This window comes from Paenibacillus sp. p3-SID1389 (assembly GCF_025151705.1).
In the GTDB taxonomy this organism is placed as follows: Bacteria; Bacillota; Bacilli; order Paenibacillales; family Paenibacillaceae; genus Fontibacillus; species Fontibacillus phoenicis.
The window spans coordinates 24,998-40,938 of the sequence record NZ_JALXVO010000040.1; the positions used below are offsets into that span (position 1 = coordinate 24,998).

General features: G+C 52.9%; 17 protein-coding genes. 14 read left to right on the forward strand and 3 right to left on the reverse strand.

Annotation, left to right across the window (positions count from 1 at the left end):
- Window positions 1-7: 7 nt before the first annotated feature.
- Entirely contained in the window at window positions 8-2,083 is a 2,076-nt protein-coding gene (locus tag M3G15_RS15685) for an amylo-alpha-1,6-glucosidase (protein ID WP_260071440.1), read from the forward strand.
- Between the two features lie 152 nt (window positions 2,084-2,235).
- A complete protein-coding gene (locus M3G15_RS15690; protein WP_036646543.1) occupies window positions 2,236-3,867 on the forward strand; it encodes an ABC-F family ATP-binding cassette domain-containing protein in 1,632 nt (543 codons plus the stop codon).
- 63 nt (window positions 3,868-3,930) lie between these two features.
- Here M3G15_RS15690 and M3G15_RS15695 read toward each other — a convergent pair whose 3' ends face one another.
- Window positions 3,931-4,119 carry a hypothetical protein gene (locus tag M3G15_RS15695; protein WP_016310846.1) on the reverse strand — a complete coding sequence of 63 codons (189 nt, stop codon included), beginning with the start codon at window positions 4,117-4,119 and terminating at the stop codon, window positions 3,931-3,933.
- A gap of 228 nt (window positions 4,120-4,347) precedes the next feature.
- Between M3G15_RS15695 and M3G15_RS15700 the strand changes: the two genes are divergently transcribed.
- The 7 genes from M3G15_RS15700 (at window position 4,348) to M3G15_RS15730 (ending at window position 10,373) form a co-directional block, all read left to right on the forward strand.
- On the forward strand, window positions 4,348-5,217 hold the full coding sequence (locus M3G15_RS15700; protein WP_260071441.1) for a cation diffusion facilitator family transporter: 870 nt from the start codon (window positions 4,348-4,350) through the stop codon (window positions 5,215-5,217).
- A gap of 473 nt (window positions 5,218-5,690) precedes the next feature.
- On the forward strand, window positions 5,691-6,716 hold the full coding sequence (locus M3G15_RS15705; protein WP_260071442.1) for a C40 family peptidase: 1,026 nt from the start codon (window positions 5,691-5,693) through the stop codon (window positions 6,714-6,716).
- A 164-nt stretch (window positions 6,717-6,880) separates the two neighbouring features.
- Window positions 6,881-7,384 carry a DUF948 domain-containing protein gene (locus tag M3G15_RS15710; protein WP_260071443.1) on the forward strand — a complete coding sequence of 168 codons (504 nt, stop codon included), beginning with the start codon at window positions 6,881-6,883 and terminating at the stop codon, window positions 7,382-7,384.
- Window positions 7,385-7,570: 186 nt separating this feature from the next.
- Complete coding sequence (locus M3G15_RS15715; RefSeq protein WP_260071444.1) at window positions 7,571-8,725, forward strand: PP2C family protein-serine/threonine phosphatase; 1,155 nt, start codon at window positions 7,571-7,573, stop codon at window positions 8,723-8,725.
- A gap of 71 nt (window positions 8,726-8,796) precedes the next feature.
- Entirely contained in the window at window positions 8,797-9,135 is a 339-nt protein-coding gene (locus M3G15_RS15720; protein WP_009226841.1) for an STAS domain-containing protein, read from the forward strand.
- A gap of 18 nt (window positions 9,136-9,153) precedes the next feature.
- Window positions 9,154-9,603 (forward strand): anti-sigma B factor RsbW, encoded by a 450-nt coding sequence (rsbW, locus tag M3G15_RS15725; protein WP_260071445.1) that lies wholly within the window; start codon window positions 9,154-9,156, stop codon window positions 9,601-9,603.
- A complete protein-coding gene (locus M3G15_RS15730; RefSeq protein ID WP_260071446.1) occupies window positions 9,600-10,373 on the forward strand; it encodes a sigma-70 family RNA polymerase sigma factor in 774 nt (257 codons plus the stop codon). Before rsbW ends, M3G15_RS15730 begins: the two co-directional genes overlap by 4 nt.
- A 44-nt stretch (window positions 10,374-10,417) precedes the next feature.
- Here M3G15_RS15730 and M3G15_RS15735 read toward each other — a convergent pair whose 3' ends face one another.
- The gene (locus tag M3G15_RS15735) at window positions 10,418-10,636 is read right to left on the reverse strand and encodes a hypothetical protein (protein ID WP_260071447.1); all 219 of its coding nucleotides are present in this window, start codon (window positions 10,634-10,636) and stop codon (window positions 10,418-10,420) included.
- Window positions 10,637-10,823: 187 nt separating this feature from the next.
- Between M3G15_RS15735 and M3G15_RS15740 the strand changes: the two genes are divergently transcribed.
- Window positions 10,824-11,834, forward strand: coding sequence for an asparaginase (locus M3G15_RS15740; protein ID WP_260071448.1), 1,011 nt, complete (start codon window positions 10,824-10,826; stop codon window positions 11,832-11,834).
- A gap of 24 nt (window positions 11,835-11,858) precedes the next feature.
- On the opposite strand, the gene M3G15_RS15745 is transcribed toward M3G15_RS15740, so the two are convergent.
- A complete protein-coding gene (locus M3G15_RS15745; RefSeq protein ID WP_009226836.1) occupies window positions 11,859-12,086 on the reverse strand; it encodes a DUF1128 family protein in 228 nt (75 codons plus the stop codon).
- 134 nt (window positions 12,087-12,220) lie between these two features.
- Between M3G15_RS15745 and yyaC the strand changes: the two genes are divergently transcribed.
- The 4 genes from yyaC to M3G15_RS15765 all read left to right on the forward strand — a co-directional run bounded on the left by yyaC (window position 12,221) and on the right by M3G15_RS15765 (window position 15,828).
- A complete protein-coding gene (yyaC, locus tag M3G15_RS15750) occupies window positions 12,221-12,748 on the forward strand; it encodes a spore protease YyaC (RefSeq protein WP_260071449.1) in 528 nt (175 codons plus the stop codon).
- A 250-nt stretch (window positions 12,749-12,998) separates the two neighbouring features.
- A complete protein-coding gene (locus M3G15_RS15755; RefSeq protein ID WP_260071450.1) occupies window positions 12,999-13,805 on the forward strand; it encodes an alpha/beta fold hydrolase in 807 nt (268 codons plus the stop codon).
- Window positions 13,806-13,953: 148 nt separating this feature from the next.
- Window positions 13,954-14,601, forward strand: coding sequence for a DUF6483 family protein (locus M3G15_RS15760; RefSeq protein ID WP_260071451.1), 648 nt, complete (start codon window positions 13,954-13,956; stop codon window positions 14,599-14,601).
- A 45-nt stretch (window positions 14,602-14,646) separates the two neighbouring features.
- Entirely contained in the window at window positions 14,647-15,828 is a 1,182-nt protein-coding gene (locus M3G15_RS15765) for a class I SAM-dependent methyltransferase (RefSeq protein WP_260071452.1), read from the forward strand.
- Window positions 15,829-15,941 lie beyond the last annotated feature (113 nt).

The window sequence follows — 15,941 nt, forward strand, 5'->3', positions numbered from 1 at the left end:
GCTAACGATGGATTACCGCGTAATCAAAGAAGGGGAGCTGTTTATGCTCTCTGGGCTGAACGGCGACATTGGCCGGCACAATGAGCAGGGATTTGGATTATACGCGCAGGATACGCGCTTCTTAAGCCGCTTTGAGCTGGAGGTGGACGGCGGGAAGCCCGTGCTTCTGTCTTCCGCAGGCGACAAAAGTTATGTAGCCAGCTTCCGGCTTATCAAGGAAGCCAAGGATGACGGAGCGATTGAAGTTACACGCGACCGCTTCATCTATAATGGCAGACTTTATGAACGCATTGCCTTGACGAATTATTTTCCACGGGAGATCGCCTTTGATGTATCCGTTTCGTTCGATGCGGACTTTCAAGACATGTTCCTGGTTCGCAAATACCGCACGGGGGAAGTTGGCAAGGTGGAAGGAGTTGTCGTCGGGGATCAGAATATGACGTTCCGGTATCTTGGAGCAGATCAGGAAACAAGACAAACGAGGATCGCCTGGGACGCTAAAGGCGGACGGGCGGATGACGGCGGGACGGTTACGTTCCCATTGTCCTTGAAGATCCAAGAGACATGGCAAGTTACGTTTCAAGTTGTCCCGATGGCGGACAAGCTGCTTCCAGCGGACACGCCGCTTAGTTTTGATGAAGGGCTGCAGCGGCTGGAGCAGTCGTACGAAGCTTGGTATGCGGACAACACCCGTATCGCTTCCGACTCCCCGGTATTTAACGAATTGTACCGGCGCGGGGTACAGGACTTGCGTATGTTGACGACGGATATCGGCTACGGTGAGACGACGGTTGCGGGACTGCCTTGGTTTGCTGTTCCGTTTGGCCGGGACAGCTTGATCACCTCGCTCTTCATGCTCCCGATTAACCCTCGGCACGCCGTGGGAACGTTAAGAACGTTAGCGGCCTATCAGGGGGAGCAGGTCGACCCGTGGCGAGACGAACAGCCGGGCAAAATCATGCACGAGATCCGCTTCGGCGAGCTGGTGACCACGAAACAATCGCCGTTCTCCCCGTACTACGGCACGATCGATTCAACACCGTTGTTCCTTGTTTTGATCGGCGAATACTACCGTTGGACCGGCGACCTCGCTTTGGTGGAGGAGTTGCGGCCGAACATAATGCGCGCATTGGCTTATATCGATGCGTCCATGCAGTCGGGCTCAGGGTTTATGGCTTATAAGCAGGAAGCGGACAAAGGCTTCCCGAACCAGGGCTGGAAGGATTCCGCCAATTCGATTATGCACGAACACGGAGCTTACGCGGATTCGCCAATTGCGCTGGCTGAGGTGCAAGGGTACGTCTACCAGGCGAAGCATTCGCTGGCGCCGCTGTTCGAGCTGATGGGTGAGCCGGAGACGGCCCGCCGGCTGGAGGCGGAAGCGGAAGAACTGAAAGCGCGGTTCGAGTCGGCTTTCTGGATGGAGGACGAGCAATGCTACGCGATCGCCTTGGACAAAGATTTGCGCCAAGTCCGCAGCGTCAGTTCGAATCCGGGGCATCTGCTGATGAGCGGAATGCCCGAGGCTTCTCGCGCCAAGGCGCAGGCCGGGCGGATGATGAAGCCGGATATGTTTAACGGGTACGGCATTCGGACGATGAGTACGGAATCTACGGGCTATTACCCGATGAGTTATCATAACGGCAGCGTATGGCCGCATGACAACGCCATGATCTTGCTTGGCCTTGGCAAGCTCGGCTTCAAGCAGGAGGCGGAGCAAGTTATCTCGGGATTGCTGAACGCTTCGGTGCATTTCGAGTACCAGCGCTTGCCGGAGCTGTTCTGCGGTCATGACGCGGGTCTGGGCCATCCGGTTCCGTATCCGACGACCTGCTCGCCGCAAGCTTGGGCGGCCGGCACATCGATCGTCTTCCTGCAGGCGATGCTGGGGCTGTACCCCGATGCGCTCCGCCGGGAAATCGCATTGTCGCCGTTCCTTGTGCAAGGCATGAACCAGCTGGAGGCAACGCATATCGCGATCGGCGGCGGGCACTTGTCGGTTCGCGTTACGCGGAACGCGGACGGCAGCACCTTCTCCGTCGAGATTCTGGAGAACACCACAGGTTATACCGTGGTTGAATAAGCTCTCCTACCTCTGACCTTCCTTTGGGAAGGTTGGAGGTATTTTTTTGCCCAAAGCCTGCAATATCCTGACAATGCTCAACTTAAGGGCTAATGTATGCTATAATATTGAGCCAGTAGTTCGATAATGAAAAAAGGATGGTAATGCCTAACATGATCAGTACTAACGGTGTGACGCTCCGGTATGGAAAACGGACACTTTTCGAAGATGTAAATATAAAATTCACCCCCGGCAACTGCTACGGTTTGATCGGGGCCAACGGGGCGGGCAAGTCGACGTTCCTGAAAATTCTCTCCGGCGAGATCGAGCCCAACCAAGGCGAAGTGTTTATGACGCCGGGCGAACGTTTAGCGGTCCTCAAGCAGAACCACTATGAATACGACGAGTACCCCGTGCTGGAAACGGTGATCATGGGTCACGGCCGGTTGTATTCGATTATGAAAGAGAAGGATGCGCTGTACGCCAAACCCGATTTCTCCGAAGAGGACGGCCTGCGTGCAGGCGAACTGGAGGGCGAATTCGCTGAGTTGAACGGCTGGGAAGCCGAGTCGGATGCAGCGGCGCTGCTGATTGGCCTTGGCATTCCACGCGAGCTGCACGATAAGAAGATGGCCGAGCTGAGCGGCAACGAGAAGGTGCGCGTGCTGTTGGCGCAAGCGTTGTTTGGTCGCCCGAATAACCTGCTCCTGGACGAACCAACGAACCACTTGGACCTCGAATCGATCCAGTGGCTGGAGAACTTCCTGATGGACTACGAAGGCACCGTTATCGTCGTATCCCATGACCGTCACTTCCTGAATAAGGTATGTACGCATATCGCGGATATCGACTTCGGTAAAATCCAGTTGTACGTCGGCAACTACGACTTCTGGTACGAATCCAGCCAGTTGGCGCTGCAAATGCAGCGGGACGCCAACAAGAAGAAGGAAGAGAAGATCAAGGAGCTGCAAGCCTTTATTCAACGTTTCTCGGCGAACGCTTCGAAATCGAAGCAAGCGACCTCGCGGAAGAAGCAGCTCGAGAAAATTACGCTGGAGGACATCCGTCCGTCCAACCGGAAATATCCGTTCCTGCACTTCAAGGCAGAGCGTGAAGCGGGCAAGCAGCTGCTGACCGTGGACGGGCTGACCAAAACGATCGAAGGCGAAAAGGTCTTGGATAACGTCAGCTTCGTCGTAAACAAAGGCGACAAAATCGCCTTCGTCGGACCCAACAGCGTGCCGAAAACAACGTTGTTCCAAATCGTCATGGGCGAGTTGGAAGCCGACAGCGGGGAATACAGCTGGGGGATTACAACTTCGCAGGCGTATTTTCCGAAGGACAACTCCCGTTATTTCGATGGGGTGGACCTGAATCTGGTGGAATGGCTGCGCCAATATTCGCCGAAGGATCAGGACGAAACGTTCCTGCGCGGCTTCCTTGGACGGATGCTATTCTCCGGCGAAGAAGCGCTGAAGAAAGCGAGCGTATTGTCCGGGGGCGAGAAGGTTCGCTGCATGCTGGCCAAAATGATGCTGAACGGCGCAAACGTGCTGTTGTTTGACGAGCCGACCAACCACCTCGATCTTGAATCGATTACGGCGCTCAACAACGGGTTGATCGACTTTGATGGCACGATCCTCTTCACGTCGCATGACCATCAGTTCATCCAAACGATCGCCAACCGCATCATTGAAATTACGCCAAACGGCATCATTGATCGCGTTATGACATACGACGAATATCTGGAGAGCGAAGAGATTCAAAACTTACGGAAATCGATGTATCCGGAAGAAGTAAAATAAATAACCCAAAAGCCGCACGGGCAGTTCTTCGGAACTGCTGCGTGCGGCTTTTTGCGCTGATTCTTACGAGCCGCCCGTCCGGCGGCGCTGGTTGTTCGGTTTCTTATTATTTTGGCTCTTCAGTGTTTTGGTTTGAAAACTGTCTTTCAATCCCGGTTTGTTGCCGTTTTGCTGCTGCTGCTTTTTCTGTTGCAGTTTTTGGCGCATCGCTTCGGCCAAATCGATTTTACGTGGTTCTTCATTTTCCGTCACGCTGATCATCTCCTTGACATTGGAAAGGGGGTGTCCCTATTTTATACGTTTTTAAATGCGCGTACAACGGGAATAATGATGAAGGCTGCTTTTCCCGGGGGCAACACTGTTTCTCTAGACTTACACGGGGTTGATTTGCTACGATGATTAAACGCTTCTGATGTTTTAGAAATGAGAGTTTGAAGAAGTAGGTTATTGGCTTCGGGGAGAAGTCTGGAGGTGCGGGGCTTGGATATTTACGACGATATACGCAAAGGGGAACGCGGGGCTTGGGTAAGCATTGCCGCTTATTTACTTCTGTCCGCTTTTAAATTGATCAGCGGGTTTGTGTTTGATTCAAGCGCGCTGCTTGCCGACGGGTTTAACAACCTTACGGATATCGTGGCCTCGGTGGCGGTGCTGATTGGACTTAAAATCTCACAGAAGCCGCCGGACTCCGACCATGCTTACGGCCATTTCCGTGCGGAGACGATCGCTGCATTAGTCGCTTCTTTTATTATGGCGATGGTTGGTATCCAAGTCATCATAGGTGCGGTCCGGTCATTGATCGAAGGTGTGCATAGCGAGCCAGACATTCTGTCGGCTCTGATCGCTATCGTGTGTGCTCTGGCGATGGGCGGAGTCTATGCTTACAACCGCAGGCTGGCGAAGCAGATTAACAATCAGGCGCTCATGGCGGCGGCCAAGGATAATTTGTCGGATGCGCTGGTGAGTGTGGGCGCAGCAGTTGGGATTATCGGGGCTCAATTCGGGCTGCCTTGGCTGGACGTAGTTGCTGCGATTGCGGTAGGTTTGCTTATTTGTAAAACCGCTTGGGATATTTTCCGCCAATCGACGCATAATCTGACCGATGGATTTGATGAAAAGGAACTGGGCGACCTGCGCAGCACTATTGCCCGAACTCAAGGCGTGGAAGGAATTAAAGACTTAAAGGCCCGGGTTCACGGGAATCACGTGCTGGTCGATGTCGTCATTGAGGTAGATCCGCAATTGACGGTGATCGAAAGTCATAAGATCAGTGACCGGGTTGAGGAACGGATGAGAAAGAAGCAAAACGTCATGCATGTTCACGTTCATGTTGAGCCTAAAGAAAGATAGGACTCGATTTTGGACGGGAAGTCATAAGGATGATTGAAGAATTAGGATGAAGGCGAAATCAAGCCCGAATGGACAGGCCTAAGGTAACATTTACCAAGCCTGCCGTTCGGGCTTTTTTGGCGAAAAAGCGGGCATTTGTCCCTAAAAAATAGGCCGATTGGTTAAATTGGAATTAATATGTAATTTATGCGGTTACATGCGAAATCGGGTACTTTCGTTGCAGAAATCCGGTGCTATTGCACGGGAAGGGCTGCTATAGGTTACATTCGTCCAGTTTTTATAGGTCGATTGCCTCTAATTCCGATAGGTAAAATCTAGGGCCATTGTCTTTGAAAACGCTTTTCTATAAAGTGATCTTCGACCGATTTAGACTAATTTCGACAATCGCTATAATGGGTGCAAGACCAAAGAAAGGAGGATTGGAACGCAGGCTAACAACTAGATTTATTACATTAGGAGGCAGGATAACACCCATGAAACGAAGCGTAGCGATCACATTATTGAGTGCCATTCTTCTCTCTACTTATACAGCTGTTCCTCATCAGGCATCAGCCGCAACCACAACCGCAACCTCACAATCGATCACCAAAGGCCATATTGTCGGCGGAGTCAATTTCCGTGACCAACCTTCCCTTTCGGGTAAAGTGATTGGTTTTCTCAAAAAGGGCTCCGAAGTCACCGTATTGGATCAAAGCAATAAATATTTCTATCTAGTGAAAACCGAAGATGGGAGCATCGGTTACGTCAGTTCGAACGAAAAGTACATTCAACTGGAAACCGTGAACACCGCTCCTTCCCAACCTTTGCTTAATTTGCCGGCAACGGTGACGTACGGCGTCAACCTGCGCGATCAACCGTCCACCTCGGGCAACGTCATCACGATGCTTCGCAAAGGTACCACATTAACGATTCTCGAGCAAAGCAATGAGCATTTCTATAAAGTACAGACGAACGACGGGACGATTGGTTACGTTAGTACGATAGATAAATATTTGGAAATTGGCGGACAATCCAGCACGCCGCAGCCAACACCAACTCCCGCTCCTTCCAGTGGGATTAGCCAGCAAATCGAGCAGGTGATTCAGGCCGGTATGAAATACCTCGGCACTCCGTACGAGTACGGCTCCAGCCGCAGCAATACGAATACGTTTGATTGCTCTGATTTCGTAAGACAAGCCTATAAGGATGCCTTGGGCATTACGCTTCCTGCGGATTCCCGCAAGCAAGGGGATTACATAAAGAGCAATGGAACGGCCGTATATCGCATCGATCAATTGAAGCGCGGCGATCTGGTCTTCTTCATGAGCTATAAAGGCTCTTCGGCCAAGTCCTACCAGGGAATCGACAAGCAAAGCCAGCGGATTACCCACGTCGCGATCTATCTTGGCAACGGCCAGCTCCTGCACACGTATTCCAATGAATCCGGCGGGGTTATCGTCGACAAGCTCGACGGCTCCTGGGTTTACCGCTTTATGTTTGGCGGCAGCGTCCTGAAATAAATCTAATCATGCCGTTTGGCCCCGTTCTTGGGATGGAGGAGGCCAAGCGGCTTTTTCGATTTAAGGTCGATAGAATTACGGTTCTTCGCACACTTCCGCCCATTTTCGTGTATAGTTAAGGAAAGACGGGTGAACGCCCAAGGACGGAAAGCGAGGAACAAGGTATGATTTGGGAGATCAGCGTGGCGGTGGCTGCGGCGGCTTTTGTGGTGCTTGTCGTTTATTTGGTCAAAACGCTGAAAGCGGCGGAACATTCGCTGAAGACAACCACCGAAACATTGAAGGACGTACAAAAAACGATCGATGAGTTGGGCAGCGACGTCCGGCAGGTCGTCCGGCAAGCGAATGAACTGACCAGCGACATCCAGCACAAAATGAAGCAGATCGACCCGCTGATGGAATCGGTTAAACATGCGGGTGAAGTGTTAAGTGAAGTTACGCTGGCGACAAAGCAGGTTTCGGCAGCCCTTGCCAGCCGTATCGCCAGCCGTCCTCTGTCGGTCAAGCGAAAGGCTCCGGCATCTCCGGCTCCGGCAACCTCTGTACCTTCGGCCCAGCCGCTGCAAGCTGAAGGGGAGCAGCCGGTGCAGGAAGCGAACCGCAAACCGGCGAACTGGGTCAAATGGGTGGATGTCGCCGCCGATGTCTGGCAGAAATATCGGAGTTAAGCGGACGTTAACGGCAATTCAATCTGCCGTTTCAACTGGAGTTAGACTGGGTAATGTACTATGTTACTCAAGCCTTGCCCGCATTGTGAGTCGAGAAGGAACGGGAAAGCGCCCCGTTCCTTTTTTTATCACCGTGATCTGTATATCACTTCTATGCTTACTCAAGCTCATTTTAAGGAGATTATCATGCGAATCTTGATCGTTGACGACAATCCGACAAATACCATGATCATTCGTGAGATTTTAAAGAAGGAAAACTACCGCAACACAGTCACCGTAACTTCGGCCCGGGACATGTTCGAGCGGCTCGGCGTCAAAAATTTGGATGCGGTTGAAGAAAGCGGGCCATCCGATGTGGATTTGATCCTGCTGGATATGATGATGCCGGAGATGGACGGGATTCAGGCTTGTCGGATTTTGCAGCGCTCCGAGCATCTGAAGGAGATTCCCATTATCGTAGTCACGGCCGTTGGGGATTCCCACAAGCTGGCGGAAGCGTTGGATGCCGGAGCTGTGGATTATGTGACGAAACCGATCAACAAGGTGGAGCTGATGGCGCGGATTCGCCTGGCTCTGCGGCTGAAGCTGGAGAAGGACTGGCACCGTAACCGGGATCAGCGCATCCAGGAGGAATTGAAGCTGGCGTCGCTTGTTCAAAACGCAGTCCTTAGCCCCCCGATCCATGATTCGGAGGTCGAAATCGATGCCCTGTACAAGCCTTCCTATGAATTGGCAGGAGATTTGTACTCCTGGTACTCGCTTGGTGAGGGGAAGTATGCGGTGATCCTGCTGGATATGATGGGTCACGGCATTTCTTCTTCCCTCTTCTGTATGTTCATCTCCTCTGTTCTCAAAGATACCGTGTTTACCTATGTGGAACCGAAGCTGGTTATTGAAGAGTTAAACCGTCGCTTTATCCAGCTGCATATCGAAAGCAAATTGATTCAATATTATTTCACCGCCATCTATCTTGTGGTGGATACCCGGCGCAAAGTGATCGAATACGTGAATGCCGGACATCCGCCTGCCCTCCTGTACACGAACAATAAGCAACCCGTTCGTTTGGATCAAGTGGGGCCGCCCGTAGGCTTGTTTGATGGAATCGAAACGCATCCGCAGATTCTACATTACGAAGGACCAGGCCATCTCGTCCTCTACACCGACGGGTTGATGGATGGACAGGAGGATTCCTTAGAGGCACGTCAGGCGTGGCTGGAGGAGCAGTTAAATACCTGCAGCCATCACTTCGACCGCGAGATGATGAGTCGGTTGTTCTTCGAAGATGCCGTCCCGCTGAACAGAGAAGACGATAAATGTCTGGTATGGATCTCGTTCAAATGATCCCCTTGATTCAGCAGTGGACAAGCTGGGTTATGTTGTATTAAGAAAACCTATTCCAGGGAGAGTATTTCATGAATACAAGAAAAAGTTTGAAATTTTCCACCACAACACAACGGGAAAACGGAGTTTGTACCGTATCGCTGCGCGGTGAGCTGGACTTGTCTGCAGCGCCAGACTTCCGTAAGGTGATGGACCCGCTGGTTGGCATCGATGACGCGGATTTAGTCCTGAATCTGAAGGAATTGAAATACATCGACAGCACCGGAATCGGAATTTTTCTGTCCATCTTAAAGGCTAGGCAAGGGATGAACTCGAGTTTTTACGTGCAGGAAGTACCGGACCATATCCGGAAGCTGTTTGAAATGACTGGGATCGCTAAGTTTTTCGCGGAGCAGAAGAACTCCCAATAAGGAAAGGATCGAGTCTTAATGGTAGAGGAAACAGAGAGAATTGTCATCAGCCTTCCGGCGACAGCCGAATATGTGGATATTGTAAGGCTGAATCTTTACGGTATCGCATCGAAAATGGGATTTTCGTATGAAGAAATCGAAGACATGAAGGTGGCGGTATCCGAAGCATGCAACAATACCGTGTTGTATGCGTACAAGCAGGATGCCGGCAAAATGGAGATCACGTTTGAGATCTTAACCGATGCTTTGTCGATTACGGTCAAAGATGAAGGGGAGAGCTTTGAACCGTGGCGACAGGCTGGAGGCGTGACTCTGCACGAAAAAGAGTTGGGTGAGGCCCCGATTGGCGGATTAGGCTTCTATCTGATGCAGGCGCTCATGGACGACGTCCGCGTGGAAACGCAATCCGGAAAAGGAACGAGGGTGACGATGGTCCGCCGACTCCAGAGGAGTGAGGAGAAGGTATGACTGATCGTGCGGCTCCCCAAGCGTCATTTCAGGAATCTACCCGCCTCATTCAACAGTACCAGCAAACCAGGGACAATGAGATCGCCACGCAGTTAATCCAGAAATACGATTCGATGGTCAAAATGGCCGCCGGCAAAATCGCCCGAAATCGGCCGGATTTGTACGAAGACCTGTACCAGGTGGGCGAAATGGCATTGGTTCGTTTGCTGCAGCAGTATGACAGCGAGCTGGGTATTCCGTTTGAACCGTATGCGATGAAGAGTATGATCGGGCATATGAAAAATTATTTGCGTGACAAGTCTTGGTATATTCAAGTGCCGCGGCGAATTAAGGAAAAGGGAGCGCTGGTTCAGCAGGCGATCGATGAGCTGACGCTGAAGCTGGAGCGATCTCCCAATGTGCAGGAGATCGCGGAGTATCTGGAGCTCTCGGTTGAAGAAACGGTTGAGGTGCTGGCCGGCCGGGATTGTTATCATTACGTGTCCCTGGATTCGCCCTTATCACCGGATGAAAGCGCCGTAACGCTGGGCGAAGTGATCAGCGCGGATGCAGATGATTACGATGCGCTTGAGAACCGGATGGATTTGCAACAAGCGCTGGGACAATTGAAGGCGCAAGAGCAGCAGGTTTTGCTGATGGCCTATCAGGAGGGGCAATCCCAAAGGGCCATTGCCCGGAAGCTGGGCATCTCTCAGATGAGTGTATCCCGCATTCAGAAGCGAGCGACCGAACGGCTGAAGCAAATCATGAATCATATGAACACCACTTAAATGCGTTGCCTGGGGATTGGGGGCAGCGCTTTTTTTGGTTATGTCTATTGCCCGGGATCGGGCAGCAAGCCGTCCTTCTTGTCTTCCCGGTTCGGTTGCATCGCCTCCATGTCTTCTCCCAACTGAATCAAATCCTCCATGTCATTCACCATGGATCCGTTCTCCGCTTCTTCGATATCTTTATGCTCGGGATATGCGCCGGCTTGGGCAGCACGGATTTGCCCCGCGACATACTGCTCCTGCAGGTCCTCGGGTTGGGTCATGGACGATTCCTCCTTTGTTCTCGTATGAAACCGTAAATAGTTTGCACAAACGGCCATATATCATATACCTGGCGCTCTCTCGATTCTTGCAGGACGTTCTATAGCCAGCGGGCTTCCAAAGTACTATACTGTGTAGGAATGGAGCAAAATGAGCAGGGAATGGATCAGGTTAAGGAGAGAACATGAGATGAACTATAACGAAGCTTTGCTGGTTAATGAATATCGCGGGGGGCTGCTGGAATGCGCCCACTATGGTCATATTTGCGTCGTTGATGAACAAGGGAACATTGTGGGGCAGGCAGGGAATCCCCGAGCCACCGTATTTACCCGCTCTGCGGCCAAGCCGATTCAGGCGATTCCGGGGATTCGCGCCGGGATGAAGGAGGCTTATGGTCTAACGGACGAGGAGATTGCCATCATGGCCGCTTCGCATCGGGCCGAGGAGATCCACGTCGAGACGCTCAATCGACTGCTGGAGAAGACGGGGCTTACGGAAGAACGGCTCGTATGCGCCCCCAGCCTGCCACTGGATCGGGTCGCCAAGGAGCAGCTGCTTCGACAAGGCGGAACGTACCGTCGAATCTACCATAATTGCTCGGGCAAACATTTAGGCGTTCTCGCCTATTGCAAAATGAAAGGATACTCGCTGGAAAGCTATAATCATCCGGAGCATCCGGTTCAGAAGGAAATCTTGGTGACGCTGGCCGGCTTGGCGGGGATTCCGGAAGCGCAGATTTCGCTGGGGACGGATGGCTGCGGTTTTCCTGTTTTCGCCCTCCCGTTATCCGCTTTGGCTTCCGCCTATTTGAAGCTGGCATGTCCGGATTTGATCGAGGATTCGGCTACCGCTGAGGCGGTCAGAGTCATTACCGGCGCTATGAACCGCCAACCCTTGCTGGTTGCCGGCACCGGGCGGATCGATTCGATCCTGCTGGGCGATCCGAATATCGTGGCCAAAGGCGGTTTTAAAGGGGTTTATGCGTTTGCTCTGCGCCGCGAGCGCCTAGGGATCACGTTTAAAATTCAGGACGGCTCCGAGGAGGAGTGGGGAATGATCGCTTTATCCGTGCTGGAGCAGCTCGGATACGAAAACGAGGGAACGCTGCAGAAGCTCCGCGAAGCATTCCCGTCTTCGATCAAGAACGATGAGGGCTGGGAAGTAGGGCAAGCCGAAATCGCGTTTCAGCTGGAACGCTAACTCTGACTTAGAGCGGCTTGCCGGTTAGGCTTTATTCCGCAGTCTCCCCAGCTCTTGGGCGAGCGCTTCAACTTCGGAGATGCTAAGCCGCTCTTTGCTCATGACGATGTCATAAACATCGCGGATATCATCATATTGGTTAACGTGGAATGCGGACGCCGACATCGCCGCTGCGGAGGCCATTTTCAACTTGCTTTTGATCGCTTCGATCATGAACTCGATATTTTCCTTGCTCTTGATGGATAGATCCATAAGTTTTCATCCTTCCGATTTATGGGTTATTAGCTATTGTACCACGAGGGAAGCGGTTCATGAAATTTTGCGGCCTGGCGTCCGAATGCGTTACAATCAGGTTACGAAATACCGGGAGGGAGCGTGTCTAGGTCATGCAGGAACAGAAGGAATGGCCGGCGGCGGGAGTAAACCGGAGGAAGCTGAGCGGCGGGGAGCTGGCGGCTTTTTTTGCAGACATTCGTGCCCGGCATCTTCGTGAGGACGTTACCTTTCTATGCATCGGTACGGATCGGTCGACGGGAGACGCGCTGGGGCCGTTGGTGGGAACGAAGCTGACAGAGTTGGGATTTGAGCACGTCATTGGAACGCTCCGCGAGCCGTGTGACGCAACCAATCTGGAGAGGCGCATGGCCGAAATCCCCGAAGGGCGCGTGATCATCGCCATCGATGCCTGCCTGGGGATGGCCGATTCGGTGGGGACGTACCTCGTGTCCAGCCAGCCGTTGCAACCGGCCCAATCCGTCGGGGCCAGCTTGCCGGAGGTCGGGCATTACAGCATTGCCGCAGTCGTTAACGTCAACGGCCCCAAGCCCTATTGGACGCTGCAGATGACCTCGCTATACAAGGTCATGCAAATGGCCGATGAAATCGCGGGCGCTGCGGCATCGGCATTTCGGTGAAGGGTTGGATCCGAAGATGACTTTTTGAACAACCAGTTCAAATAAGAGTTCAAAAAGTTAGGTTTGGAGTACCGAGAAGGTTGGATGAAGCTAGGGAGTGAGTAGCGGAGCGTAGATAGAATCTAAGTGAGCAACGGAGCGACCGGCTGAATTCAAGATTCGATGTCGAATGCGTTTCATGGTTTACATCGTGATCCAAAGATAACTTTTTGAACAACCTCTAAAAATTGAGATGAAAGTGGGTAGCGTAATGGACAAAGTAACAGTTAACGGAACAACGATCGCCTATGAACAACAAGGACAGGGCGAAACAGTAGTTTTGCTGCACGGTTTTTGCGGCAGCTCCGCTTACTGGGAGAAGGTTCAGCCGCTGCTTGCCGAACAATATCAGGTCATCGCCCCCGATCTTCGGGGCCACGGGGCCACAACTGCGCCAGTCGGCGCGTATACGATCGATCAAATGGCGGACGATGTCGCAGGTCTGATGGAGGCATTGGGCATCACCAAGTACACGCTGCTTGGTCATTCGATGGGAGGCTACACTGCCCTATCGTTGGCTCAGCGGTATGCAGATCGGTTAAATGCCTTTGGTCTGATCCATTCAACCGGCTATCCGGACAGTGAGGAAGCCAAGGAGAAACGGCTTCAGGCGGTTTCCCGCATTCGGTCCGAAGGCATCACCCACTTTGTGGACGGACTCGTGCCGGGGTTATTTGCACCGGACAATGTCAGCAAACTTGGAGCCGAAGTGGATCGCGTAAAGGAGATTGGCTACAAGACGCCGCCTCAAGGGGCGACGGGAGCCGCGCTGGCTATGCGTGAGCGGCCCGACCGCCGTGACGTGATGGAGGCGACATCGCTTCCGTTGCTGCTGGTCGCAGGTGAAAGCGATACCGTCGTACCGATGGCGCGGCTGTTTACGACCGAAGGACCCAACGTCACAAAGGCGGTCATCAAAGGCGCGGGTCACATGAGCATGTATGAAGCGCCGGAGCAGCTGACAGCCGTCATCGCCGATTTTATGCGCAGCGTAACGGAAAAGACTGTGGAAGTGTAAAACCTAGCACTTTTGAACAATGTTTCGCAATGATCAGCTAGTCGAACCGAGGCCTAGGAACCGGAGATTTCATGGGGAACTCCGGTTTCCGGCTTTTTTTGAATTGGCGGGAAGCCAGCTTGAATCAGGGACGAGAGGGGGAGGAACCGTGCTGCGAAGAGATTACCTTATGAAGATGATCGAGGAAATGACCGAGGTACTGGGAAAAGTGTTTATGCTCAAACAGCAGAAAAAGAAGATCGAAGCGTTATGGACGCTCGACGAGCTGTTTAAAGGGCAGTTTCGCTTGAGCTCCCAGCTGCTGGAGAACTTGCCCGCTAAAGACATCGTACGCCTGTTTCAAAGCGGCGGAGAAATCGAGGCGGACAAGCTCCAAAGTCTGTCCCGTCTGCTCAAAGAAGAGGGCGACGTGTACGAGAGCTCTGGAGAGCCGGACGAAGCGGCAAAGCGTTGGATCAAGTCGCTTCATCTTTACTTGACCGCTGCGCTGCATGGTGCGGACCGCTCCCTTTGGGATCTGCCCGCGGCTATTGCTGAGCTGCAATCGCTGTTAAAGCCCTACCGTCTTCCGCCGGACACCGAATGGCTGGTGTTGCAATGGGAAGAAGGTGAAGGCCGCTACGACCAGGCGGAAAATGCACTCTACCGCTTGCTGGAGGAAGGCCATGCCACCAAAGAAGACGCGGTGGAGTTTTACCAGCGATTGCTCGCGCTTCCGCGGGATACGCTTGCGGCTGGGGGCTTGCCGGCTGAGGAAGTTGAGGAGGGGCTTGCCGACGTGGAGGCCCGGTTTTGAACAAACGGAATGACTAATATGCAGAAAGGCAGCTGTTAATCAAACATGGAATCACTGCGCAAACTCGCAAACGAACTGGCGGAGAAGGGCAGTCTGATCACGGCAACGATCAGCGGCCGCCGCAGACCGGGGGAGACGGAATACACCAAAGTCCAAATCAAGCCGGTCGAAATCAAAAAGAGCTTACACTATCAATTTGCCTACCACTACCCAAACAAGGTGTTGCATCAAAATATCCCGGCCGCGGCATTTGCGGACGAGCTGACAAAGCTGTTTGAGGAGACGTTCCGGCAAGGATTGCTATGCACGGCGGAGGCCGATTATCAGGTCTTGATCAGCAAGAAGTTCAAGGTCACGATTCTGAAAAAAGCACCGTCACGCAAACCGCTGGGGACGCTGACCCATAATCGGAAGAAGCAATATGTGCTGGAGGAAGGAACGCCGGTTCCGTTTTTGGTGGAGCTGGGGATCATGAACGGGGAAGGCAAGGTGCTTGCCAAAAAGTACGATAAGTTCAAGCAAATCAACCGTTTCCTCGAAATGGTTGAGGACGTCCTTCCTCATTTGCCGACGGGCCGGCCGCTGACGATCGTCGATTTCGGTTGCGGCAAATCCTATTTGACGTTTGCGCTGTATCACTATTTGGCCGTACAGCAGCAAAGAAAGCTGAACGTGATCGGGCTGGATCTCAAAGCCGACGTCATCGAGCACTGCAGCGGGTTAGCGCGCAAACTGCAGTATGACGACCTGCGGTTTCTTGTTGGCGACATCGCCGACTATGACGAGCTGAGCGCGGTGGATATGGTTGTAACGCTCCACGCCTGCGACACGGCGACGGATGCGGCGCTAGAGAAAGCGGTGCGCTGGGGTGCGTCGGTCATCCTGTCCGTGCCTTGCTGTCAGCATGAGCTGTTTAACCAGGTGCAAAGCGAGGTACTGCAGCCGCTGCTGGGACATGGCATCCTGAAGGAGCGCTTCTCCGCATTGGCGACCGATGCGATTCGGGCCAAGCTGCTGGACGTGATGGGCTACAAAACGCAGCTGCTGGAGTTCATCGATATGGAGCATACGCCGAAAAACATTTTGATCCGCGCCGTGAAATCGGGCGGAGGGAACGTTTCGCAGCTCTGGCGGGAGTATACGGCGTTCCGCGATTTCTTAAGCGCCGATCCGTACCTGGAGCGCGCTTGCCGCGATTTGCTGCCGGAGGCGGCAAAGAGCAACTGAAATTGAACCGGTTGGGAGGTGTCCCGACCGGTTTTTTTGTGGTTTAAGCTGGGGTTGCGGAGCGCCGCTGGTATGCTCGGGGGAGGGGAGGAGATGCCCGATAACTGCAAAAA